At 43.8% G+C, this 26,304-nt stretch carries 16 protein-coding genes and 1 pseudogene; 13 read left to right on the forward strand and 4 right to left on the reverse strand.

Translation table 11 applies throughout. The features are described 5' to 3' along the window. Window positions 1-117 precede the first annotated feature (117 nt). The 8 genes and pseudogenes from C0Q44_RS17855 (at window position 118) to C0Q44_RS17890 (ending at window position 17,370) form a co-directional block, all read left to right on the forward strand. Window positions 118-6,501 (forward strand): rhamnogalacturonan lyase family protein, encoded by a 6,384-nt coding sequence (locus tag C0Q44_RS17855; protein ID WP_105408630.1) that lies wholly within the window; start codon window positions 118-120, stop codon window positions 6,499-6,501. Between the two features lie 350 nt (window positions 6,502-6,851). Beyond that, complete coding sequence (locus C0Q44_RS17860; RefSeq protein ID WP_105408631.1) at window positions 6,852-8,564, forward strand: sensor histidine kinase; 1,713 nt, start codon at window positions 6,852-6,854, stop codon at window positions 8,562-8,564. After that, window positions 8,561-9,966 (forward strand): annotated as a pseudogene (locus C0Q44_RS32020) (response regulator transcription factor). The gene C0Q44_RS17860 and the pseudogene C0Q44_RS32020 overlap by 4 nt, the downstream one beginning before the upstream one ends. A gap of 367 nt (window positions 9,967-10,333) precedes the next feature. Next, on the forward strand, window positions 10,334-12,070 hold the full coding sequence (locus tag C0Q44_RS17870) for a type 2 periplasmic-binding domain-containing protein (RefSeq protein ID WP_105408632.1): 1,737 nt from the start codon (window positions 10,334-10,336) through the stop codon (window positions 12,068-12,070). Between the two features lie 60 nt (window positions 12,071-12,130). After that, window positions 12,131-13,045, forward strand: a complete 915-nt coding sequence (locus C0Q44_RS17875; RefSeq protein ID WP_105408633.1) for an ABC transporter permease — start codon at window positions 12,131-12,133, stop codon at window positions 13,043-13,045. 13 nt (window positions 13,046-13,058) lie between these two features. After that, window positions 13,059-13,952 carry a carbohydrate ABC transporter permease gene (locus C0Q44_RS17880; RefSeq protein WP_105408634.1) on the forward strand — a complete coding sequence of 298 codons (894 nt, stop codon included), beginning with the start codon at window positions 13,059-13,061 and terminating at the stop codon, window positions 13,950-13,952. A gap of 69 nt (window positions 13,953-14,021) precedes the next feature. Further along, window positions 14,022-15,650, forward strand: coding sequence for a glycoside hydrolase family 13 protein (locus C0Q44_RS17885; RefSeq protein WP_105408635.1), 1,629 nt, complete (start codon window positions 14,022-14,024; stop codon window positions 15,648-15,650). Between the two features lie 52 nt (window positions 15,651-15,702). Further along, window positions 15,703-17,370 carry a glycoside hydrolase family 13 protein gene (locus C0Q44_RS17890; RefSeq protein WP_105408636.1) on the forward strand — a complete coding sequence of 556 codons (1,668 nt, stop codon included), beginning with the start codon at window positions 15,703-15,705 and terminating at the stop codon, window positions 17,368-17,370. Window positions 17,371-17,607: 237 nt separating this feature from the next. On the opposite strand, the gene C0Q44_RS17895 is transcribed toward C0Q44_RS17890, so the two are convergent. Genes C0Q44_RS17895 through C0Q44_RS17905 form a run of 3 tightly spaced genes read right to left on the reverse strand, consistent with a single transcriptional unit; the run spans window position 17,608 to window position 20,761 of the window. After that, the gene (locus C0Q44_RS17895; RefSeq protein ID WP_105408637.1) at window positions 17,608-19,191 is read right to left on the reverse strand and encodes an alpha/beta hydrolase family protein; all 1,584 of its coding nucleotides are present in this window, start codon (window positions 19,189-19,191) and stop codon (window positions 17,608-17,610) included. 50 nt (window positions 19,192-19,241) lie between these two features. Then, window positions 19,242-20,342 carry a DUF1648 domain-containing protein gene (locus C0Q44_RS17900; protein WP_105408638.1) on the reverse strand — a complete coding sequence of 367 codons (1,101 nt, stop codon included), beginning with the start codon at window positions 20,340-20,342 and terminating at the stop codon, window positions 19,242-19,244. Between the two features lie 23 nt (window positions 20,343-20,365). Further along, window positions 20,366-20,761, reverse strand: a complete 396-nt coding sequence (locus tag C0Q44_RS17905; RefSeq protein ID WP_105408639.1) for a GntR family transcriptional regulator — start codon at window positions 20,759-20,761, stop codon at window positions 20,366-20,368. A 390-nt stretch (window positions 20,762-21,151) separates the two neighbouring features. Here C0Q44_RS17905 and C0Q44_RS17910 point away from each other — a divergent pair, with 390 nt between their 5' ends. Further along, a complete protein-coding gene (locus tag C0Q44_RS17910) occupies window positions 21,152-22,891 on the forward strand; it encodes an ABC-F family ATP-binding cassette domain-containing protein (RefSeq protein ID WP_105408640.1) in 1,740 nt (579 codons plus the stop codon). 235 nt (window positions 22,892-23,126) lie between these two features. Here the strand turns inward: C0Q44_RS17910 and arr are convergent, their stop codons facing one another. Then, entirely contained in the window at window positions 23,127-23,543 is a 417-nt protein-coding gene (arr, locus tag C0Q44_RS17915; RefSeq protein ID WP_105408641.1) for an NAD(+)--rifampin ADP-ribosyltransferase, read from the reverse strand. 141 nt (window positions 23,544-23,684) lie between these two features. On the opposite strand from arr, the gene C0Q44_RS17920 reads away from it, so the two are divergent. The 4 genes from C0Q44_RS17920 to C0Q44_RS17935 all read left to right on the forward strand — a co-directional run bounded on the left by C0Q44_RS17920 (window position 23,685) and on the right by C0Q44_RS17935 (window position 26,271). Next, complete coding sequence (locus tag C0Q44_RS17920) at window positions 23,685-23,936, forward strand: DUF2239 family protein (RefSeq protein ID WP_258166414.1); 252 nt, start codon at window positions 23,685-23,687, stop codon at window positions 23,934-23,936. A 27-nt stretch (window positions 23,937-23,963) separates the two neighbouring features. Next, the gene (locus C0Q44_RS17925; RefSeq protein WP_181151059.1) at window positions 23,964-24,143 is read left to right on the forward strand and encodes a hypothetical protein; all 180 of its coding nucleotides are present in this window, start codon (window positions 23,964-23,966) and stop codon (window positions 24,141-24,143) included. 365 nt (window positions 24,144-24,508) lie between these two features. Continuing rightward, window positions 24,509-25,375 carry a carbohydrate ABC transporter permease gene (locus tag C0Q44_RS17930; RefSeq protein WP_105408642.1) on the forward strand — a complete coding sequence of 289 codons (867 nt, stop codon included), beginning with the start codon at window positions 24,509-24,511 and terminating at the stop codon, window positions 25,373-25,375. A 17-nt stretch (window positions 25,376-25,392) separates the two neighbouring features. Further along, window positions 25,393-26,271: a carbohydrate ABC transporter permease gene (locus tag C0Q44_RS17935; protein ID WP_105408643.1), complete on the forward strand. Its 879-nt coding sequence runs from the start codon at window positions 25,393-25,395 to the stop codon at window positions 26,269-26,271. The last annotated feature ends 33 nt before the right edge of the window (window positions 26,272-26,304 follow it).

The following is a 26,304-nucleotide window of genomic DNA, read 5'->3' on the forward strand; positions in this document are numbered from 1 at the left end:
GTAAGCGGTAACATAAGAAAGGATGGTGACTGTAGTTTGTGTTCATTTGATACCAAGCAGGGCAGATCGAACTTATGATTCCAAAATGAATTTTTGGATAAAGGAGGAGCTAATCCGATGAACCGAAGAACTGTTTCCATCCAGAAATCAATGTTTGTATCTTTTCTAGCATTCCTTATGATTATTTCATTGGCTGTACCTCCCGCACCGGCACGTGCAGAGTCAGCAGATATACTGACGGGCCGTCAGGGGGAATATCTTAACCGGGGTTTGGTTGCGGTTCTTGTAGACAACGGTGTTTTTCTGAGCTGGAGGTATTTGAACAATGATCCTGATGATATCGCTTTCAATATATACAAAAATGGAACCAAAGTGAATTCATTGCCCATAAGCGACGTGACAAACTATGTGGACACCACTGGTTTTGACAGCTCGCAATATCAACTCTCTACCATCATTGCGGGCAAGGAGCAAATGCTACCGGAGGTTGTATCGGTCTGGCATAACGAGTATCTGCCGATTCCGCTCGATAAACCGGCCGACGGCCGGACCAAGGACGGTGGAACCTACTCCTATTATGCAGGAGATGCTACCGTAGCAGACTTGGACGGCGATGGCGAATATGAGATCGTTTTCCTGTGGAGTCCGAGTAATTCCAAGGACAATTCGCAGGCCGGTTACACTGGCAATGTCTACATCGATGCCATCAAGCTGGACGGCACAAAGCTGTGGAGGATTGACCTGGGTGTTAACATCCGTGCGGGAGCGCATTATACACAGTTAATGGTATATGACCTGGATGGCAACGGAAAGGCCGAAGTTGTTGTCAAGACAGCGGACGGCACGAAGGACGGCCAAGGCACGGTCATTGGTGACGGGGCAAAGGATTATCGCAACGAAGGGGGATACATACTGTCAGGGCCGGAATTTCTCACGCTGTTTGATGGTGAGACCGGAGCGGCTGTATCCACCGTGGACTATGATCCGCCAAGAGGCAACGTCAGCGATTGGGGTGACGGCTACGGCAACCGTGTAGACCGGTTCCTTGGCGCAATTGCTTATCTGGATGGCACGAAGCCAAGTGTCGTGATGAGCAGGGGTTATTATACCCGCACTGTGCTTGTTGCTTATGATTATGTTGGTGGGGAACTCGTCAAACGCTGGACATTCGACACGAACGAAGCAGGATCACAATACCAAGCACAGGGCAACCATAATTTAAGTGTTCTGGATGCCGATCATGACGGCAAGGACGAGATCATGTTCGGTGCATTAGCTATAGACGATGACGGCAGCTTGCTGTACAGCACCGGACTTGGACACGGTGATGCCATGCATGCTGGCCAGCTTGACCCGAACCGGGATGGCTACCAGGTGGTAAGCGTGCATGAGCATTCAGATGCGGCGTACGGACTGGAAATGCGCGATGCGGCAACAGGTGAAATTCTCTTGGGTGAGAAAACAGGTTTTGACACCGGTCGCGGGATGTCAGCGGACATTGATCCGAACTATCCGGGCTACGAATCATGGGCCACGACCGTTACCAACGGGCAAAGTGTACCTGTAACTAGTACCTATTCGGCTGCAGGAGAGGTTATCTACACTGTGGACGAAGGACCCAAAACTGCCAACTTCGCCATCTGGTGGGATGGAGATCTTCAGCGAGAGCTGTTTGACCATCAGTGGGATAACAGTACCGCCAAAGGAATTCCACTCATTTACAAATGGGATTATGAAAACAAAAAGCTGAATGAAATCTTCCGGGCAACTGGTACGCTAACGAACAATCATACTAAAGGAAATCCGGCGCTTCAGGCGGATATTCTGGGCGACTGGCGTGAGGAAATTCTGCTGCGGAGCGAAGATAGCTCGGAGTATCGTCTCTACACGACGACCATTCCTTCAGATTATCGCATCCCTACGCTGATGCAGGACCCTGTATATCGACTTGGCGTAGCCTGGCAAAATGTAGCCTACAACCAGCCGCCTCATACCGGCTTTTATCTCGGAGCGGAAGCTACCGCATTCCCGAAAGCCGATCTGGCGCTGACGCGCGAAGCAGAAATGCCAGAGCAGGTTTACCGTTTTGATTTTGGTACAGAGACAGCGTCAGGAAATACGGCTATACAAGACACGTTATACACACAAGAGATGGGATATGGGTTCAAGGATACAAGCGGTGTTACCGTAGGTGAAAATGAGGTTTCGGTCGCGACAGGCACGACATTTGCTGTTGACCTGCCAAATGCCAATTATAAGGTGACGCTACGATTGGGCAATGATGCCAATGATTCGAACGTTGGAGTTAAATCCGAATTCGTTCAGAAGCTCGCCGTAACGAATGTGACAGCGGGAACACCGCTGGAGTATTCCTATAATGTTGCATTGGTGGATGGACAGCTCGATCTGCTCTTCACCGGTACAGCCATAGACATCCAGGATGTCATCATCGAGAAATATCCGGAGAAAGCAGCGGGTGCGGCAACGACGATCTATATGGCTGGTGATTCAACCATGCAATCGTACAGTGAATTGCAGGCTCCTCAAGAAGGATGGGGCCAGCAGTTCGGACGTTATTTCTCCAATGGGGCAGTCGTCGTGAACGATGCGATCGGTGGTCGAAGCAGCAAATCCTTTATGGTAGACGGTCGTCTGGATACGATCCTGCAACGAATTAAGCCGGGGGACTTCTTCTTCATTTCCTTTGGTCATAACGACGCCAGTGTAGGGATACCGGACCGGTATGCATCCCCTGAGGACTATAAGATCTACTTAACTCGTTATATAAACGGTGCCAAACAGCGCGGTGCTACACCTGTATTGCTCACGCCAGTTGGACGCAGAGATTTCAACACAGTGACTCAGGAATTCAATGTCAGCTTCCCGGCATACGTGCAGGCTGCCAAAGAAGTGGCAGAGGAACTTGACGTGCCGCTGATTGATCTGAGCAAGTTAAGTATTGCGTACTACGACAAAATTGGTAATACAGCTACGGAAAAAGTATTCCTGTATGCTAATCCGGGTGAATATCCAAAATACCCGAATGGCATCAACGATAATACCCATTTCAGCAGCTATGGTGCGCAGAGAATTGCCGGACTCGTTGCTGGTGCGGTCAAAGACATGGAGCTAAGCATTTCATCGCTGGTTATCGACCCGGATATCTCCGAACCCGAACCCGAACCGGAAATCCAGTTATATGAAGAGGATTTTGAAGGCAATGCTGCCGACTATCAGTATGCGATGGTCAACGCCACGGGTATTGCAGGAACCATGACGGGAACCGTGGTTGAACAGTCCGGAAATAAGGTACTATCCGTCGCGGGTTCCGGATCGGGCAATCGAGCCAAAGTATTCCGTCTGTTCGATGCCGTAAATGGCGATCAGGTGAAGATGAACTTTGACTGGCAATCCGGTAATGTGAGTGCCTATCCATCAGAGGGACATCTCACGATCCAGGATTCTAACGAAAACGCCCTTTTCACGCTGTACACGAAAACCGGAAGCTCGAAAATCCATTATTTTATCGGTGCGTATAATCCGGACTACGGCACAGGGGATACGGCCATACCTGAAGGGGGAACAGCTACAGATATTTCCAAGAATCAGTGGGTCAATGTGGATACAACCGTTAATTTTACCGAGAAAACACTTGATCTGACTTTAACGAATCTGACAGATCCGATAGTTACTCAGACAATCGAAGGTATCCAGATGAGTTCCGCCGCCTATGCGGACAATATCAGATCCGTGCGGTTCCTGGGTACGAGAAAAGGCGGTGGAGGCACGTTGAACTGGACCACCCAGATCGACAACGTGCGGATTGAAGGCACAGAACTTGCTTCGGAGGGCGGCGACCAGACGGCCTTACTCGCTTTATACGATGAGATCAAAGCACTTGATCTGTCGGAATATACAGATGCATCGAAGGCCGTGGTGAACCGGGCTTTGGCAGCTGCGGAAGCTATATTCAATACGGAAGCCACCCAGGCTCAAGTTGACCATGCGTTTAACATGTTAACTGTTGCGAAGGTTTCATTGACAAGTGTACCAGGCGAAGAGATTAACGAATATAATTTTGACTTTGGTTCTGGCGGCGCAGCCGACGGATACATCAAAGTAGATGCCAAAAGAGCATACATCGAAGACAACGGGTACGGCTTTGCCGATACTGCGCTGACCAAAGATGAGAACCGGGAAACTGGAGATTCGCTCAAGGAAGATTTCACACGGGTAAACGGCACCTCCTTCCTGGTGGAAATGGAGCCGGCTAATTACCGGGTAACGATGACCATCGGGGATGCGGAGGAATCGACCAGCGCGAATGTCGTTGTAGAGCAAATGACAAAACTGCCTCTTACTAGCATTGCCAAGGGCGAATTCAAAGAAATCACGTATGACATTGCCCTGATCGATGGGGTCTTTAACTTCAATTTCACTGGAAATGCACCAAAGATCAATGCGTTGAAGCTGGAGCGACTGCCAGGTCACAGTGCAAGCGATAAACCAGTTATTTATTTGGCCAGCGATTCCACTGTGGCCAATTACGCGGAGAACTATCGACCGCAAGCGGGCTGGGGAGAAACGTTGGGTGGATATTTTGATCCAAATGAAGTCAGTATTGATAACCGGGCAGTTGGAGGTTTGAGCAGCAAGACCTTCCTGGTTGGGGGATATCTCAACGATATTTTACTCGACATTCAAGAAGGCGATTATCTGTTCATGCAGTGGTCTCATAACGATTCCACACCGTCTCGACCAGAGCGTTATCTTACGCCGGAGCAGTTTAAGGTGTACCTGAAAGAATACATTGACGGTGCTCTGCAGAGAGGTGCGATTCCGGTTCTGGTCACGCCAGTGAACCGTCGTGATTTTACCGGAGAGGTGCTGAACAAGAGCTTCCCGGCATACGTACAGGCGATGAAAGAAGTTGCGCAGGAAACGGAAACACTCATCATTGATCTGAACCAAGCCAGTTGGGAGCATTTCCAGGAGCTTGGCACAGAAGGAACCAAATCGATATTCATGTGGGTAGGTACAACCGAAGACAATACACATTTGCAGATGAACGGTGCAATCAAGGTATCTGAACTCGTGGCACGCCTTGTGAAGGAATTGAATATACCGCTATCTGATTTTGTCACGCTGGAAGGGGTATCACCGGAGCAGGAAGCCCCGCAGACCACGGCAACGGTGGAAGGAGAATCGCAGAACGACTGGTATACTTCTCCAGTCCAAGTAACCTTCACAGCAAGCGATGAAGATTCCGAAATTGAAGGCACCTATTATCAAATCAATGGTGGCGAAACGGTGAGTAGCACACAGTTGACCCTAACTGAAGAAGGTACACATACCATCACCTATTGGAGCGTCGATGTAGACGGTAACAAAGAGAGTGAACAGTCTTTGTCCATATCTATTGATCTCGTACCTCCAACCATTGAAATTCATGGTCAAAACGAGTACACCATTGATCAGCACGTGGAAATTGGCTATACAGCCTCTGATACGGTATCTGGTGTGGCTGAACCGGAAGGTGTGCTCCTCGACACTCCGGCGTATACACTGGAACCTGGCCTGAACCACGTTGCGGCAACCGTCTCCGATTTGGCTGGCTGGGAACAGACGGTAGAATATAGTTTCGGGGTTATCGCTACATTCGACAGCCTGATCAATTTGACCAACGTCTTTGCTGATGAATCGATCGATCCTAATGCCGTCGTTCTTGCTGGTCATCTTGCGAACACGTTACAGCAGGCCAAACAGGCCGCAAACAATCGTGAAGAAGCAAAAGCGCGTCAACTGCTTGCATCCTACGGTAATGACGTTCAAGCAGCTAGAGGAACCGTATTCACGGATGAGCAGGCAAGTGTGCTGCTTAAATGGGAGGAATGGCTCCATCAGGCAACTCCACTAGCGAACGGGGCCCCTGGAACTCCGGTGTTATCTGACAATAACGGTTACGACACGGGGCTCAAAGACGGGGACTATACCGTCACGATGAATCTGTGGTGGGGAAATAACGGCAATCAGTTCAAGCTGTATGAGAATGGTGAATTGATTAAGGAAATTTCTCTGGTGGATCAATCCCCATCCGCCCAATCTGTTCAAGTTGATATTACTGGAAAGAAAAATGGCACCTACATCTATACTGGAGAATTGATCAATGCACTGGGTACAACCAGGAGTGTTCCGCTGACAGTCATCGTCACGGATGCTTCCCCGGGGCAAGCCGTTCTGTCAAATGACAACTGGGACGGTGACGGCAACTTTAATGTCACCATGAATCTGTGGTGGGGAGCGAACGCAACCGAATATGAACTTTACGAAAATGGTGTTTTGATCGACACACAATCGCTGCAAGGTCATTCGCCTGGTGCACAGTCTGCGGTTACCGCAATCTCCGGAAGGGTACCTGGAATCTATGAGTATGAAGCTGTACTTCGTAATTCTTCAGGGGAAACCAGATCATACAAATTAAATGTGACGGTTCGAGAGTAAGCTGAAATGTTTGAGGCATTCTTTTAACAATAAGTAATGATTAGAACCGGATTAGAGTACGCGTGTAAAAAGTGCTATTCCTCATCATTTGAGGAGTAGCACTTTTTATATACGCTCAGCATGAAAGCGTTTGACATATTTGAATATCAATCTATAATGATTAAAGGAAATTGGACTTGGACAAGATACAGACAGCGTGTCCGCTTGAATGGATTGAAATTGCCAACAAGCTTTAAAATGGCCGAGGCCTGTGGAGAAAATAATCATCGGCATAGCTGGATGTATATTCACAGCAAGCTTCCATAAGCAGGAGGCTTGCTGTTTCATTTCTAGAAGGAGAATAAGTCAAAATGACACTTAAAAAAAGAATCTTTTTATTGTTCTTTCTCAGTGCGTTTATCCCCTTTATCAGCATCTTTGCGATTTCTTACTATACCATTGACTCCATTTTCGCAAATAAGATCGATGATGGCATCCGTAGCAATTTACAGCAGGTGACATCCTCATTGGAGAATTCAATTACCAATCTGAATCACGTTACGCAGCAATTGTCTTACAGGGGTACTTTAGGCAAAAAGCTGGATGAATTCTTGAATCCGTCCTCCGATATCTTCGAATTGATTGAAGCCAGGGACGAATTAAAGAGCGAGTTAAGTGTTGTCACGTTTACCAATCCCAATATCGGATTGACCTTATATTACTTCCAGAAAGAAGGCACGACGCAGTTCAGCAACTTTCCAATCAAGGATCGTTTATCTCCTGAGTCTTTGCCTGTGCTCTTCAAAACCTATGGCATTAAGTACTATGGTCCCCACAATAGTATGAACCGATTTGATGACCAACTCGTTCTGTCTGCTATGCGAAAAGTACAACTGTCCGAAAGGAACGACGTGTACATTTACGTAGAATCCGGCTTTCGCCTTACACAGGATATCTTGGGCTACAATCAATACAACGGGGCCTTATCTCACCTCATCCTGGATGGTACAGGCAACATTGTGTACAGCGAAATACCGGAAGCCATGAAGGTCGGGGAGAATTTCTCCAGCTTAACGGCCGATTCTGCCAAGGACGGAATAACTCGCGGGTATCACTGGTTCAAGGAGGATGCCTCACAGAAATGGAGTGTCGTATCGGTCATTTCGCAGGCTCAATATCAACAGGAGAAAAACCAGTGGTTGCTTCAAATATTGCTGGTCGCTTTATTCTTCCTCGGCTTTACCGTATTTCTTGCTTGGCTCCTGTGGAAGATGGTCTACAAGCCACTCGGCCTGTTCCATTCGGAAATCAATGGGATGTCCAAGAACCCACAAACAACAGGGAGCCGAGCTCGTACTCAAATTCCTGAATTTGATTTTCTGTTGGGTGAATTTTCGAATATGCAGCATCAAATCGGTGACCTCTTCAAGGAAGTGCAGCAGAAAGAGAAGATTCGTGCAGACCTGGAAGTGGAGAAACTGCTCTATCAGATTAACCCGCACTTTCTCATGAATACGCTGGATACGGTGCACTGGCTGGCCGTCATGAACGGACAAGGGGAGATCGACAAGCTGGTACAGTCATTGAACAAGCTGCTCTATTACAATTTGGGCAAGTTAGGGCAAGTATCCACAATGGAAGAGGAGATTGATGCGTTAAGGCAGTATCTGATTTTGCAGCAAATTCGATATGACTTTGAATTTGACGTCCGCATTACGGCAGATGAACAAGTGCTTCAAATTCCTGTGCCCCGCTTTATTCTGCAACCTCTGGTTGAAAATTCGCTATATCATGGATTGAGTGACGAAGGTTTTATTCAAATTGAAGTGACATGCACAGCAACATTGAACATTATGATACAAGATAATGGTGCAGGCATGACCGAGGAAACCATTCATAATCTGCTGAACAATCGTGAAGCTGAACAACAAAAAGTAGGGATGGGCATTGGACTCAATTACGTTCACCGCATGTTGAAGGCACAGTACGGGGATCAAGCGCAACTGGTGATCGAGAGTGAATTGGGAACTGGGACAAGCATACTGCTTGTATTGCCTATTAAAGGAGAAGATATCTCGGCATGATTAAGGTATTGATTGTAGATGATGATAAGTTGGTTCGTAAAGGCATTAGCTCTGCGATGCCATGGAACGAGTTCAACATGGAGGTTGTAGGAGAAGCAAGCAACGGGGCGAAAGCACTGGATTTCCTGAAATTCCAACCGGTCGATCTGATGTTGACGGATCTTGCGATGCCGGTCATGTCAGGGATTGAATTGATGCGAGCTGCGAGGCAGCTCTATCCGGAACTTCATATCGTTGTGTTAACACTGCATCAGGATTTCGATTATATCCAGGAAGCGCTCAGACTGGGAGCCATCGACTATATAGCCAAAGTCCAGCTGGAGAAAGAGCAATTCGAACATGTTCTGCATCGAATACATACCCGAATTAGCGGGTTGACGAACACGATAAGAAAGATGCCGCCGCAGAATGAAATTAATGTCCATTATCCAAATGTGTATGCCCTTGTTTCACAGGATCGCAAATCAGAGCATATGTGGCCAATGGAGATAACTGCGCATGAAGATGAGATAAGGTGGGAGGTAGAGCGAAATAGCTGCATGTGGGCTGCACCACCGTATGAAGATGATCAACTATTCCATCACTTGAAGGAATATCTGGATCAAATCCCCAAAGTACGTTATTGGTTTTGTCTGATGTACAAGAGCGTACGTGGTCGCAAATCAAAAACTGGATTATGAATTATACAGAGACATCTTTATTTTATGCGTACAACCCCAATAACCAAGTCATTGCCGTTTCGATGAATGAGGAAGACGCATCTTCAAAAGAGCCGCAGGATGAGGACATTGACCGGATTAAGCAAAGTTGGTTCCAAACACCATGGACCCACCATGACAATTACTACAACCAACTTATTGACCAGTTTAAATCATTACGATTACATAAAGGTCAGTTGATGGGATTGCTGTACTCGATCGTTATGGAGTGGAACCACCTTTTTGCCCAAACTACGCTTGGAAGAATCTCCATGATTCATTCTTTCGAGTCCTGGTACGAGGTTGAAGAATGGATCAAGGAGACTGCTGCAGGCATTCGAAAGGCCGATGAACAGACTTCGTATTCACCGGAAATCATTGATGCCGTGAAAAAAGCGGTGATGATCGTGCAGCATGATTTGGAGCAGGCTTATACAGCTTTAGGTCTCTCTCAACAACTCAATATCAGCCGAAGTTATTTCAGTCAATGTTTCAAAGATCTGATGGGGAAAACCTTTAATGAGTACTCCCGGTTCATCCGGGTAGAAAAGTCCAAAGAGTATTTGCTCAATACGAACAACACGATTTTCTGGATTGCGGAGCGAGTGGGTTATACGGATGAAAAATATTTCAGCCGGATTTTTCGTGAACTGACAGGTCTTCTGCCAAGCGAGTATCGGCAGCTAGGCAGAGGAAATAAATAGCGGACAGCTTCCCAATGTCCATTCCATAAGGAAAAGTAACCGTATTTCATAATGATCGTTGTAGGCCCTCATATAAATGCACAAGAGACATTATATCGATTTTTGATAAATGAAGGTCGACAGCTTCCTGTTCTAGGAGTTGCCGGCCTTTGTTATTGATTGAGAATAAGGATAGATAGACGAATGTAGGCCAGTAGGTAGGGTAAATGTTCACAAGCTAACCCATGCTTTAGGACACTGGTTAAGAACTGTACACATTTCTCTATCCAAACGGACGTGTAATCCCTATCTCGATGGGTCTTCACTTCATTTTATAATGAAAGCGTAAACAAATATTGAACATCAGAATAAAGGGGAATCGAACTAGATGAGAACAAAATGGTCTATGAAAAGCAACCGGTTGACGAAACGTCTCGCCGTGCTGTCCATGTCTGCCTTGATGGTTGCAACCCTCGCGGCATGTGGAGGCACTTCCAATCCTCCTACTGCAGAGGAAGCAGGCAAATATGAGGTAACACCGGGTGATCCGTTCAGTGCCTATAAAGACGAGATCACCGTAACCATGGGACGGGTGACTACAGCCAACCCGAAACTGCCGGCTGGAGATACCTATGAGAACAACGCGTATACTCGGCTGGTCAAAGACACGTTTAACGCTCAGATTACAGATCAATTTGAAGCCAATGGTGAAGATTATAGCCGTCAAGTTTCGCTCGCCATCGCCTCCGGGGAATTGCCTGACATGATGCGTGTCGATTCCAAAGATGAACTGAAAGAACTGGTGGATAATGATCTGATTGAGGATCTTACAGCCATTTATGATCAATATGCTACGAATAACATCAAGCAGATGTACGATTCCTATGATGGACGTGCATTAGGCAATGCGACGATTGATGGACGTTTGATGGGTCTTCCGGCGACTTCCCTGGATTCTGCACCAACGATGGTTTGGGTCCGTCAAGATTGGCTGGATCTGCTGGGAATTCAACTGGATGCAGACGGAGACGGCGCCATTTCGCTGGATGAAGTGGAGAAAACAGCGCTGGAATTCCTGAAAAGAGACCCTGGCCAATCCGGGAACCCGGTAGGTATTCCATTTGTGAACACGTTGAATACAACAGATTATAATGGCTCTGCTTATACCATGCTGGGTGTTGCCTCAACCAAGGGCGCGTTCCCGCAATATTGGATGAATGGTGAAGATGGCAAAATCGTGTATGGTTCCACGACAGAAGAAACCAAGCAGATGCTGGGTATCATGGCGGATTGGTTCAAGAATGGCATCATGGACCCCCAATTTGGGACCCGCACATTTGATGACATTACCGCACTCTACGCCAATGGCCAAAGCGGTATCGCTTTTGGACCCTGGCATATCCCTGATTGGGGACTGGTCAGCGTGAAGCAGATGGATAAAAATGCGAAATTCTCCGCATATACGTTGGAGGATGCAGACGGCAATGTTAACGTGGCGCATGCCAATCCATCCAATCAGTTTATCGTGGTGAGAAAAGGATATGAACACCCTGAGCTGGCCGTTAAGATTGTAAACCTGTTCTACGATAAACTGGCAAATGATAAAGATGCTGCAACAACCATGCCGGAAGCTGCCAAGTATCAGGAGAACGGGGTAGACGGTTCTACGAGACCTTTTAATATCGAAGTCAACTCGGCTACATCGCTGCTGGATGATTACTCTGACGTCGTTCGCGGGATTAAAGGAGAGATTGGCCTGAATGAGGTTCGCACAACCGAATCGAAGAACAATATCGGAAGCATCAAAACCTATTTGAGCGACATGGATACAGATGACGCGACTGCTTGGTCGAAATATCATTCGCGGATCAACGGTGTTGGACTGATCGACAAACTGACACAGGAAAACAAATTCGTCTGGATGATACCTGCGTTCTCTGGAACTACACCAAGTATGAAACAGACGTGGGCCAATCTGACGAAGTTGGAACAGGAATCGTTTATCAAAATTGTCACGGGTTCAGAACCGCTCGATTACTTCGATACATTCGTCAGTAACTGGAAGAAACAAGGTGGTGATCAAGTCATTCAGGAAATTGAAGACGAGGTCGCATCAAAACAATAAACATCATGAATAGTGGCAAGGCTGCGTTATGCAGCCTTTCTTCAGAAAAGGGGTTCATCCATGAAACAGGGGAATTTGAAAGCAAGGGGCCGGCTTGGCGCAGGTGCCATGTACCATATGATGATGCTGCCGGGCATTTTGTTTTTGCTTGTATTCAGCTATGTTCCAATGGTCGGCATCATTACGGCTTTTCAGGACTATATACCGGCCAAGGGCATGTTCGGCTCCGAATTTGTAGGGCTGAAGCATTTTATTTATATGTTCAAGCTGCCGGATATCGCGCAGGTCGTCAGCAATACGTTGGTGATTGCGATTGGCAAAATTCTGCTCGGAACGATGATGGCCATCATTTTTTCCATTTTGTTAAATGAAATTCGTATTAAATACGTCAAAAAATCCGTGCAGACGATTGTTTATCTGCCTCACTTTCTATCCTGGGTTGTACTGGCATCCGTCGTTGTCAACATGTTCAGTTTGGACGGAATTGTGAATCAAATGTTGGCGTTCTTTGGCCTGGAAAATATTAATTTTCTTGGCAGCAACACCTGGTTCCAGCCACTGATTATCGGAACAGACGTGTGGAAGGAGTTTGGTTACAGTTCCATCGTCTATTTGGCTGCTATTACGTCAATTGATCCCGGTCTGTATGAAGCGGCAGGAATGGATGGAGCCAGTTGGTGGAGAAAAGTATGGCATATTACGTTGCCAGGCATGCTCCCTATTATTCTGCTCATGGGTGTAATGAGCCTGACCAATATTTTGAGCGCCGGTTTCGATCAAATCTATAATCTGTATAACCCGGTTGTCTATGAGTCGGGCGATATTCTGGATACCTATGTCTATCGAATCGGTCTCGTTGGGCGACAGTATAGCTTCGGTACGGCTGTTGGCTTGTTCAAGTCCGTGATCGGCATTGTTCTGCTCATGTCTGCCAACCAGTTGGCTAAAAAATATACGGACCGAAAAATATTCTAAGGAGGCAAAACCTGTGTCCTATTCTGCAAATTTAAAAGATCGAATTGGCCGGTTTGTCATCTATGCCATCGTCATCATGCTGGCATTGGTCTGCCTTCTTCCGTTATGGAATATCGTCGCCATCTCATTCAGCAGCAGCGAGGCAGTATCAGCGAATGCAGTAGGTCTCGTTCCGGTCAATTTTACAACAGCAGCGTATACCAAGATTATTGATGATGCACAGTTCTGGCGTTCCTTTGGCATATCCATTCTACGTGTCGCGCTTACCCTTGTGCTTAACATGATTCTGATTATTTTGATGGCTTATCCGTTATCCAAATCAAAACGGGATTTTAAAGGCAGAAACATTTATATGAATATTATGATTTTTGCCATGCTGTTCAGCGGAGGCATGATTCCGAGTTACCTGCTGATCAAAAACCTGGATATGCTGAATACGATTTGGGCACTTGTTCTACCAGGCGCTGTCCCGATATTCAGTGTCATCCTCGTGATGAACTTCTTCTCCGCTGTACCTAAAGCGCTTGAAGAAGCAGCATTCATCGATGGGGCGAATCCGCTCCAGGTCTTGTTCAAAGTGTATGTTCCGGTGTCCATTCCTGCGCTGGCGACAGTCGCCTTATTCAGTATCGTGGGTACATGGAATGACTTCTTCAGCGGTTTGATCTATATGACCAAAGTCAGCAATTATCCACTCATGACCTATATTCAGTCCCTTAACGTAAATATTGCCGATTTGCTTCAAGCCGGCACGAATTCCAGTGAGCTCAGCAACCTGACTGAAATTTCGAACAAAAACCTGAACGCAGCCAAAATTGTAGTCGCTGTTATTCCGCTATTGCTGATTTATCCGCTGTTGCAAAAATACTTTGTGACTGGCATTGTCGTAGGCTCGGTCAAAGAATAACAAGATGCTGTGAGATGATGAAAATAAAAATAAACCACGTTTTCGTGTATTAGAGAGGTTGAATGGAGCATGGAAAATAAAAAATGGTGGAAAGAAACCGTTGTATATCAAATATATCCACGAAGTTTTCAAGATAGTAACGGAGATGGAATCGGCGACTTGAAGGGCATTGTGTCCCGATTGGATTATTTGCAGGAACTCGGCATCGGTGCGATCTGGTTATCACCCGTTTGCAAGTCCCCTCAAGATGATTTTGGGTATGATATTTCAGATTATCAGGATATCGATCCGATGTTTGGGTCATTGGAAGATATGGAAACGTTAATTCATGAAGCCGGGAAACGAGATATTCGGATCATCATGGATTTGGTGTTGAACCATACGTCGGATGAACACCCCTGGTTTCAAGAAGCCAAAAAAGGTAAAGACAATCCGTACCATGACTACTACGTCTGGAGAGATGGCATTGAAGGAACGCCACCGAACGACTTGGGGTCCACATTCGGTGGCTCAGCCTGGGAATGGGTGCCTGAGATCGGGCAATATTATTTGCATCTATTTTCCGTAAAACAGCCAGATCTCAACTGGGAAAACCCCAAAGTCCGGCAGGAGATATACGACATGATCAATTGGTGGATCGACAAGGGGGTTGGTGGTTTTCGACTTGACGTGATCGACTTAATTGGTAAAGAACCGGATTTGAAGATTACGGGAAACGGACCTAATCTGCATAAATATATCAGGGAACTGAGCAAAGCAACATTTCAAAAAGCGGAAGATCTGCTAACGGTTGGAGAAACATGGGGCGCTACTCCGGAGATCGCCAAACTGTACAGCAATCCGGACGGCAGTGAGTTTTCAATGGTCTTCCAATTTGAACACATCAGCTTGGATGAACAAGAAGGCAAAGGAAAGTGGGCTCTTAAACCTTTGGATGTGATCGCATTAAAAAAAGTGCTGTCCAAGTGGCAGACGGAGCTCAAGGGCGATGCCTGGAACAGTTTGTTCTGGAACAACCACGATTTGCCTCGAATTGTATCCCGTTGGGGAAATGACGGAGAATTCAGGATCGAATCGGCTAAAATGTTGGCTACCCTTCTTCATGGCATGCAAGGTACGCCTTACATTTATCAGGGGGAAGAATTGGGTATGACGAATGTTCAATATGCGATCGAGGATTATCGGGATATTGAATTGCTCCATTTTTATAAGGAAAGAATGGGGAAAGGTTATCCTGAACAAAGCGTTATGGAGTCGATCTACGCCAAGGGACGCGATAACGCGCGAACACCAATGCATTGGGACGCTTCCGATAACGCAGGTTTTACACAAGGGGAACCTTGGATTAAGGTGAACCCGAATTATAAGCATATCCATGCCGAACAAAGTTTGAATAACCCTGAATCCATATTCCATTATTACCGGAAGTTAATCCAACTAAGGAAAGATCATGATGTCATCGTATATGGTGAATATGAGCTGATCTTTCCAGAGAATCAAGACGTGTTTGCATATACCCGAACGTTGAATGGTACCAAAATTCTTGTCGTATGCAATTTCCAAGGATATACGACCGAACTCCCGCTTCAGGAACAATTGGTACAGACGAATCAGCTGTTGATATGCAATTATACAGGTGATATGACGGAGAGTGAATTGCGTCCATACGAAGCAAGAATGTACCTTATCCATGATTAAAGCATAATACGTTAAATAAAGTTTAGTCCTTAAGAAAGAAGGATTGTATCCAATGAAAAGAGTATGGTGGAAAGAAGCAGTAGCTTATCAAATCTATCCGAGAAGCTTTATGGATTCCAACGGAGATGGGGTTGGTGACATTAAGGGGATCATTTCAAAACTGGATTATATTCAAGATCTCGGTATTGATCTGATATGGATCTGCCCAATGTATAAGTCACCCAATGATGATAATGGTTATGACATCAGTGATTACTGTTCCATTATGGATGAATTCGGTACGATGGCGGACTTTGATCAATTACTGAATGAAGTGCATCACCGCGGCATGAAACTCATCATGGACTTGGTGATCAATCATACAAGTGACGAACACCCATGGTTTATTGAATCCAGAGGTTCGCTGGATAATCCCAAACGAGATTGGTACATCTGGAGAGACGGGAAGAATGGAGACGAACCAAATAACTGGGAGAGCATCTTTGGCGGTTCTGCTTGGGAATATGATGAAGTCTCTGGACAGTATTTTCTCCATCTGTTCTCCAAAAAACAACCGGACTTGAATTGGGCAAATGAAGAAGTTCGGAAATCCATTTATGAAATGATGAATTGGTGGCTCGATAAAGGGATTGATGGTTTCCGTGTCGATGCAATCAGCCATATTCACAAAGAAGAGGGCCTCTTGGACATGCCAATCAGAGAAGGCGTCAAATACATCTCTTCTTTTGAAAAGCATATGAATGTCAAAGGTATCCAGCGTTATCTGCAAGAAATGAAAGAGGAAACATTATCCAAATATGACGTCGTGACTGTTGGGGAAGCGAATGGCGTAAAGGTAGAGGACCAAGAAGATCTCTATGATTGGATCTGTGAAGTCAGAGGAAAATTTAATATGGTCTTTCAATTCGAACACCTTGACCTGTGGAAAAACAGCACGGACAGGCAACTTGATGTTCCCAAATTGAAAAACGTCTTGACCAAGTGGCAAAAATCACTGGAAGGCATCGGCTGGAATGCTTTGTTTATTGAAAATCACGATCAGCCTCGCAAAGTTTCGTCTTGGGGAAATGATGCGGAGTATTGGTATGAAAGCGCCACAGCGCTTGGAGCCATGTACTTTTTCATGCAAGGCACTCCTTTCATTTACCAGGGGCAAGAGATAGGCATGACAAATGTGGCTTATCCTTCCATAGAGGATTATAACGACATAGCCGATCGGAATATATATCAGATCAAACGCGAAGAGGGGATGTCGCATGAGGAAATCATGAACATCATCTGGGCTTCGAGTCGCGATAATTCCAGAACGCCGATGCAGTGGTCTTCGGCCAAACAGGCCGGGTTTACCACTGGTACGCCATGGCTAAAGGTGAATGACAATTACATCAATATTAATGTAGAGAAACAACTCCAGGAACCACGTTCCATCCTTCACTTCTATAAACAAATGATTCAGCTGCGAAAAGAACACGATACGTTGACTTATGGTATCTATGAGCTTCTTATGCCGGATCATCCGAGTATATTTGCATATACACGTACACTGGCAGACCAACAGGTGCTCGTATTAATCAATCTTACTGAACAAATCGTGGAGCTTGGGGAAGATGAGCTTGGCCTCAACTTCTCAGAGATCTGGCTTACCAACTATGAGAATGGCATGCTGCCAATGATGTTGCGACCGTTCGAAACAATCGTTGGTTTAAGCGATAAAGTGTAAGTCAGAGATGTATCAAAAATCCGGGAGCTCAACTATTAAAGGTTTAAATGCCCCTGCAACACCAGAAAGCACTTATACAAACTAGATTAACAAAGAACCGCCAGAAGGCGGTTCTTTGTTGTTATGAAATCCTTCTTGTAAACAAACACTTTACCTTGTAATGGTTATTTAAACCGGATCGCTCGACTTGGTGTTTGGCTAAAACCCTGTATCCGCTTATTTTGTTAGTACCCTAGTTTAATTTAATACCCACTTAGCAATATCATCGATAATGGCTTTGGAGACATTAGACGGCTGCATGTACTCTTGGCCAATCGATAGTCCATCATAGCTGGATAAAATATGATTTACCTTTGGATAGCTTTTGTACGTAACATTGGAATGACCTTGAAGAGCTGATTTCCAGCTTTGGAATTGCTTCATAGACACTTGTACATCATTTTCACCTTGCATGATTAGCATAGGGATATGTTGTGTTTTAGCGAGTTCCGAAGGCACATAATCCCTTTGCTCATACCACCAGTAAGCGGGTTGAAGTGGGAAGGCGTCAGGGAGATGATCTACAGAATATTTTGGATCTTTAACTATCGCAGCAACATTTTTATAGAAATCAGCTTGTGCTTTAAAAACCTCAGTGTCCAGACCAAGCTGCTTCACCCGATCTACCAATTCGTCTTGTTGTTCGGTAAGTACATCTACAAAGCTACTGCTCGGCGCAGCGAGTAGAATACTTCCTGCAATATCATGTTGTTGATCCTCGGCAATGATTAACGGTAATGCGAACCCACCTTGACTATGTCCAGCCACATAAATCGCTGTAGAATCAATCTGCGTATTCTTTTTGAGGAGTTGTACTGCCTCGGTTACATGATCTACGCTTTCCTGCTTTAATGTGAATTTAGGCTGGGAAGCGACCTTATAGGTATGCTCATATGTGACTTTATCGTATCTTAATACAGCAACCCCTTGTGAAGCCAAGCCCACAGCGAGATCACGAAATGGCTTTGCACCACCGATGGCAACATCTTGATTGTTGGGTCCAGATCCATGCACCAGAATTACGACTGGAAAAGGTCCATCACCCTTGGGTAAAGTTAATGTACCTGGTAGAGCGAATTCACCATGACCAATAGTGATATCTTGTTCGGTATAGCTGGATGGGTCATCATATCCCGGTTTTTGATACACATCTGGTGTAGCAGCGGCGATATACAAATCATCCACAAGCCCGTTATGATTCATTCTAACCGTTATATTCAAACTAGTACGTTCTGTCTTAAAAGTATAGGTTACATTGTGATGCACCGTATTATTTTTTATCTGTTTAGCTAAGGGCTCGCTTGTAATCTCACCAAATTGACCTTCAAGTGATGTCCAGAGCTGACTTAGTAATGTGGGTGAAAGAACTTTGCTTACAGAATGATGAACATACCCTGCAGCCTCCTTGCCATCGCCCGCACGTACAAGTGAAATGAATATATCCTCAGGTGCTTCCTTTAATACTTCTGTAAGAAATGCCCCATCCAAATAGGTAACTCCTTTCGTTAACTGAACAGGATTGTCTAAAGGTACGACTTGCCCATTCACAATCGCCTGTTTCTCTCCTACCTTAACTACAATAGTTAGATCATTTTTACTTATCGTGATTTGTCCTGTTTTTTGTTGCCAAGATACCTCTGCACCATTCTTTTTGGCAATCTCACGGACAGGAACCAGAGCTTTCCCACCAGTTGGTTCTTCAGTAGCAGCTGAAATGGATGTCACGGGTAGGATGAGACATGCGGTAATTAGAGAAAGGAATAGCTTTTTCCAATGATTCATAGTAATAATTCCTCCAAATCATTTTTATAATATGCATAGTCTATGAGCTTTTATTGGCTCAGAACTCTGCTTAAAACAACAATAGCAATGATGAATAACAACAGGACCCAAGATAGTGGACGAGCGAAGTTAATCGTCCAGCCTATACCATAACGTTTTTCTACGGTAAAAGAAGGATCATTGGCATTGAAGTAAATAAAACCAAGTTTCCAATAATCATCGTCATTCACAGGCTGCTCCTTGGACCGTTCGTGATCTTCCTGATGATTCCTAATCTTTCCACCGCCTTGTCTGCCTGTGAGAGACAGCAATATAGCGCCTAATACGATCGCCACCGGGGTGATCAGACTAATTGCTGTTAACAAGACCTGATTAGGGACGAACATATTTATCTGAATGAAGGCAAATAAAATGGTAAGAAGAAACCCTGTGATGATCGTAAATAGGGACCACTTACGGCGAAATCGGATATGTTCAGCAGCAAATTTGGCAGGATTAGATGGAGTAAGTTGTTGTTTGCTTGTTTTAATACTCCAGTTCACCAACATCATAAGTGCAATGAATCCTAGCTGTACAAGGTTAATAGCCAGTACCGAAAGGTAGGTTTTGGGCACACTGGAAGTGACATTGCCCTGAAGATCATATTTCATTGGAATGACGTTAGGTAGTGCGTTATAATTCAAGATCGAAATGATCGCAATAGCTACAATAATAGCAATATGAATGAGAAACCAATAGTTGGAGTAGGTGAGCTTATTTTGGCGGAAGTTCGTATCAATTTTAACCTTTTGAGGTGCATCTGCAGTGGTAAGTGTTCCTTTTATCCTTTTCATCTTGAAATGAAATAATATGTGTAGTGCTGACCAGTACACAATAAATATCACTGTGCACACACCGGTGATCATTGCGGTAGACTCTTCATTAGCAGATCGGAGTACATACAGACAGACAAGTATAATAATCCCGTTTCCAATCAGACTTACTGTAGCAAACGTACGCCGTAGCTTACGTAAGATGGGTGTGTGGTAATTATATTCACTTACCGTGACTCCAAAGCTGATGGTTTCCCTTGTCACATAGGGTGCAAAGGATAGAAGTAAGGCTAATGGAGCAAAGATTAAAATGATAGGCAATATACTAAATAGTTGCATACATAACACACTCCCTTGATTCTTTATTCTTTGTTGTGACCCATCTTCACATCATCATACATTTGGGCTAATACCGCTGATAGATCCTCCTTTGTCATTCCTCGACAGATCGCTTCGGCAATAATCGGTCTTAATTCACTCTGTTGCTTTTTCAGAAAATCATCTGTTAAATCAGGCATTCCATCAGGGTTTACTACGACTCCCTTTTGTCTATGAACTTGAATGTACCCATCTTGCTTGAGTAGGGTATACGCCTTGTTGACCGTATGAAGGTTAATTCCAATATCTGCTGCCAAATTCCGAACAGAGGGTAGAGCCTCACCAAGCTGTAACTCACCACTAGCAATGCCTTCAATAATCTGAGAAACAAGTTGCGAATAGATGGGCAGTTCAGATTGCATATCCAGTTGAATAATCAAGCGTTCACCTTCTTTTGTTATCTGTTATATACCAACTATAACAAGCGTTTTTTAAATAAGCAATAGTCGAGCACATGGTTATGGAAAAAACCGTCTCAAGGTGAGGTACACAGAGGCGCTTGCCAAGCTCCTCAAGAACACACACACCCTTAATTAAGAATCCGTATCTCCGAGGAGAAATGGAATCAAGACATGGGAGGGTGGATCGTTGTCACGATTCATGAAATCGTCCAATAAGCCACCATCCTAAAGAAAGTATTCAAATTTCGAAGTGAGGGTAAGAGCTAAAAATGGATTGAACTTGGTGGTAAACAGTGTTACTCTAAAAGTCTATGTTCGACAGTACATTTAATAATAGTCACCATTTTAGTTATAAAGAAAGGTAACACTATGATAAAAGTTGATAATTTATCCTTCTCATTTCCGCAAAAAGAATTATATACAAACATTTCATTTACGCTTGAAGAGGGACAACACTGCGCTTTTATCGGAACAAGTGGTAGTGGGAAAAGTACACTGATAGATATACTGATGGACCCGGAAAGATATTTGTTCGATGGCAAGTTGGAGATAGACCCAAATTGCAAAATGGGGTATGTAAGTCAGTTCTCACAAGTTGAGAAACCAAAAGAAACAACCGTTTTCGAATATATCGGAGAAGATTTTATCAAGATACAAGATGAAATCACATCGATTTATGCTGAAATGGAAACCACATTGGATATGGATTCGTTGCTGGAAAAGGTTCAATCCGCTTTAGACGCATTCGATTCAATGGATGGGGACAATTTTGAAAGCAAGATTAATAAGCAGCTAAATCTGGCCAACCTCATGAAGCTAAAAGATGTTAGTGTGTCTGAGCTGAGCGGCGGGGAATTTAAGCTCATTCAAGTCATGAAGGAAATGCTGAACGGTCCAGACTTAATGATTATGGACGAACCGGATGTATTTTTGGACTTCGAAAACCTAAATGCACTTAAAAAACTAATTAATTCCCACAAGGGAATGCTGCTGGTGGTCACGCACAACCGGTATCTATTGAATCATTGTTTCAACAAAATTATACACCTGGAAAACACAGAGCTCCAAGAGTTTGATGGGCGCTATATCGATTATAATTTCTCATTACTTCAGACTAAAATAGAGTTACAAGAAATTGCAGTCGCCGAAGGTGAAGAAATCGTGAGATACGATAACATCATCGATAATCTTAGAGAAATCGCAACTTATAATTCAGAAGCATCCAGAGGTAGAGCGTTAAAAGCCAGAGTTAGGTTTCAAGAAAGATTGGAAGCACGTAGAATCAAAGCGCCCTTTGTTGATATTAAGCAGCCGGATATTACGTTTGGTATCGATCATGAAATGGAAGACACCGTTGTGGTAAATGTCCAGGATTATAGTGTTTCCTTTGATGAGCTGCTTTTAGAAAATGTTAACTTTGAGATCAAATCTACAGATAAAGTCGCCATTATCGGTCCAAACGGTACTGGGAAAACAACTTTGCTTCGGGAAATCTTCAAAAATAGTCATGATTCCATTGAAGTAAACGCTGATGTTAAAGTGGCTTATTTGTCTCAGCTTCAAGGCGAAACGCTAAAGGATTCCAATACCATACTAAATGAATTCATTGATGCCGGGTTTAAAACCTATGATGAGATCAGATCGTATCTTTTGAACTATGGCTTTGAAGGCGAAATCCTTGATCAAAAGATCGAATCTTTATCTGGTGGAGAAAAAAACATGCTTCAATTGGCTAAAGTTTCTGCCAGTAAAGCAAACGTATTACTGCTTGATGAACCGACAAGCCATTTAGACATCTACACACAATTAGCACTGGAAAAAGCCATTGAAGACTATAAAGGTGCGATTCTCATGATTTCTCATGATTTTTATTCTGTTGTAAATGGTATGGATTATGTTTTAATCATTGACGATAAGACGATAAGTAAAATGAGTATGGAAGAATTTAGACAGATGATTTATGCTAGTCATTTTAATAGAGACTATTTAGAAAATGAACAAAAGAAAAAGTCAGTTGAAATTAAAATAGAATTGGCCTTAAAAGATACTAATTTTGAACTTGCAAAAGGTTTGGTTGATGAGCTAGAAGAGCTAATTAAGTTGCTTTAAATTACAACTTTTTGATTGAAATGACTACAAGAAAGTGAAGTTAGTTACAGCGAATAGGGTAGGGCTAAAATGAATTAGTCCGATTTCAACGATGAAACATGATGATGCTGGAAAAGTATCAATAAAACAGACACTGATAAACAAAATATCAGTGTCTTTTTACTGCATGTAGATATAAGTTTCGCCGTTATGTCCGTTATGATGAACTAGGCTAGAGATGAACTTCATAGGGAAATTAATCGTAGATCACATTTTTTCCTTCTTCACTTAATTTTTTTAAAGATGTAAGCATATGATTTATCTCTTCATCGGAGTGTCTGTCCCATGAAGCTAATTCAGCTACTATTTTCAGAGGATATTTAGATCTATATGAGCGTGTTGGGTTTCCAGGAAATTTTTTATCAGTTAAGTTAGGATCATTTTCAAAATCTCCTAATGGTTCTACAATGTAGATTCTTTCTTTTAAATTCGTTTTTGCTAATTCAGCACCCCACTTGGCAGCATTTAAAGTTGCAGTAAAGTATATGTGGCTAGATTTCTTCTCTTGATAATTGGATAAGTATTGCGGTTCTAATAAATCACCAATCTTCAGTTCTGCTTTAGTACCATGAAAAAAAGGGCCATTATCTAAAACATTTTTTTGGTCATCCATACTGATGCACCTCTTCTATTTTTAGATTTGTATTTAGCAGTATAGTGTAGGAATCACAAAAAAAACAGTCTATAAAAAACATATAAATTACGATATAATGTAAGAAGAGAGAATGATATTGAACGAAAATTACACACATCGGTGAAGAGAATTAACACCGATACGTCCAAACGGGACAAAGCAGAGGTTCATACTGCTTTGTCCCGTTTGCGTTTTTCCGTCATGGCAGCAATGACGGGAGACTTCCCTCAGCACGAAGAAGCCTTGAGAGCTCTGTATGCTGGGAATCAGGATCGTTTCCACCAATTGATTAGCGACTGGGCACCCGATATCAGAGATCAGTTCAAAATATTGTCAAAAAAAAATCGCTATGAACTGCACCCCAATTGTTAACTCACAGTACAGACAGGTAAAAATTCTTTGCCTAAAGCTGCAAATTCAAATCCGAATGATCAAATAACAGAATTAGTTAAAAGATTACAGAATGATTTAACCATGCGAAAGCAACTCTCATCAAATGATAAGGATCGGCTGAAATATCAAGAAGCGTTAGATCAATTTCAAACTGCAATGCATGCTTATCAAAAAAAACAACCATAGTATATTTGGTTTGAAAAAGCTGACAATTCATCAAAAAGCCCAAGCAATATGCTTGGGTTTTCGTTATTTAATACTTAATGGCAAAGACGTGATTTGATTAATCAATATCGTACATATAATAGCCAAAGTTTTTCCCTTCCCTAGATCCTTTTTTGCATGATCTGTGTGTCAATCGGAGGGAATTGACTATCGTATTTAGCATGGAGGTTTATGAAACCGCAAAATCAGTAAGAAACTTTAGGGATTTTTAATATATTCCCACTATTTTCTTAAACAATCTTTTCTACAATGAATTCAAAGGGAGGCGAAAAAGGAACCAGAATGAGAGACTAAACTTAACAGTGAAAGGATGAATCTAGAAAACCATGAAAAAATGGCTCCGTAAGGATGCTTCGGCGGCCATGTCCTTCCTTGTACCAAGCGGCATCGGATTTGCACTTTTTTACCTTATTCCGTTTGCCATGGGTGTGTATTATTCGTTTATGAGCCATTCGGTAGACGGTCATTATGTGGGACTCGATAATTATCGCGAGCTGCTCGGAAGTGCGTCTTTCCTCAAAGCAGCTTCCAATACGTTATACTTCAGTACGATCAGTGTTCCACTTATGATCATTCTGTCATTGGGGCTCGCGATGCTTCTGCATAAAAATGTCTATATCCAAAAAGGGCTTCGAACAGCTTATGTGATGCCGCTTGTTGTGCCCACGGCCTCGATCATCATGATTTGGCAGATCCTTTTTGATTGGAACGGCTCCCTGAACGCCTGGCTGAACAGTTTCGGATACGGACGCGTGGATTGGATGAAGTCCGAATCAGCACGTATAGTCGTGATTATTGTGTATATATGGAAGAACATAGGTTACAACGTCATTTTATTCCTTGCCGGATTGCAGCAAATTCCGAAGGATTACTACGAAACGGCACGAATTGAAGGTGCTGGTCGTATACGGCAATTCCGGAGTGTCACACTGGTTTACATCACCTCGACGATGTTTTTCGTAGTGATTATGTCGATTATCAACTCATTCAAAGTATTTCGTGAAACGTATCTGATTGCAGGCGAATATCCGCATGACAGTATTTACATGATTCAGCACTATATGAACAACATGTTCATATCACTCGACATTCAGAAACTAACCGCAGCGGCATCCTTGATGTTTGTCAGTATACTACTGATCGTTCTGGCGCTGTTTGCGATGGAACGTCGGCATCGGCAGTACATGGAATAGGAGGTGAAGCGAAGTCTGTGCGAATAGTGTACATATTAAAAAATGGTGTATTAGCATTCAGCCTGAGTGTTATTGCCTTGATTCTAATATCACCATTAGTGATTATATTCACAAACTCTATGATGACCGAACAGGAAATTGGGATTAATTATGGCCTCATCGGGCAAATGAATGACGCATCAGTCGGTAGAGATAGTACATTTGCCAACCTGAAACTGATTCCGGATAAAGTGTCCTTTGCACAGTATGGGAAGATATTTATCGACAATCCGAAATATCTGATGATGTTCTGGAATTCCGTGTTCATGGTAGTACCCATCATTGTAGGTCAGACTCTTGTTGCGGCTCTGGCTGCCTATGCATTCTCCAAGCTGAAATTTCGCGGCCGAGACTCTTTATTTTTGATATATGTCATGACGATGCTCATGCCATTCCAAGTCACGCTGGTGCCCAATTATATTATGGTCGATATGCTTGGAATGCTGAATAGTACGAGTGCCATCATCGTTCCTGGCATCTTCGCAGCTTTTGGCGTGTTTATGCTCAGACAATTCATGCTGGATATTCCCTACGCTTATATTGAAGCTGCCAAGATGGACGGAGCAGGACATTTAAGGATATTTGTTACGATGATTGTTCCAATGATCAAGCCAGGGTTAGCCGCACTTGTGATCTTGCTCTTCGTTGATTATTGGAACATGGTGGAACAGCCTCTTATTTTTTTGGACGATCCGTTCAAGCAACCGCTGTCCGTCTTTTTATCTACGATTAATCAAAGCGAGCAGGGGATTGCTTTTGCTGCGTCCATGCTCTATATGGCCCCGATGGTGATGGTATTTCTGTATGCGGAGTCGTATTTCATTGAAGGTATTCAATTATCCGGAGTGAAAGGTTAACTTTTCAGTGCGCGAGTTTGGGAGGAGAAAAAA

The organism is Paenibacillus sp. PCH8 (genome assembly GCF_002968835.1).
Taxonomy (GTDB): Bacteria; Bacillota; Bacilli; order Paenibacillales; family Paenibacillaceae; genus Paenibacillus.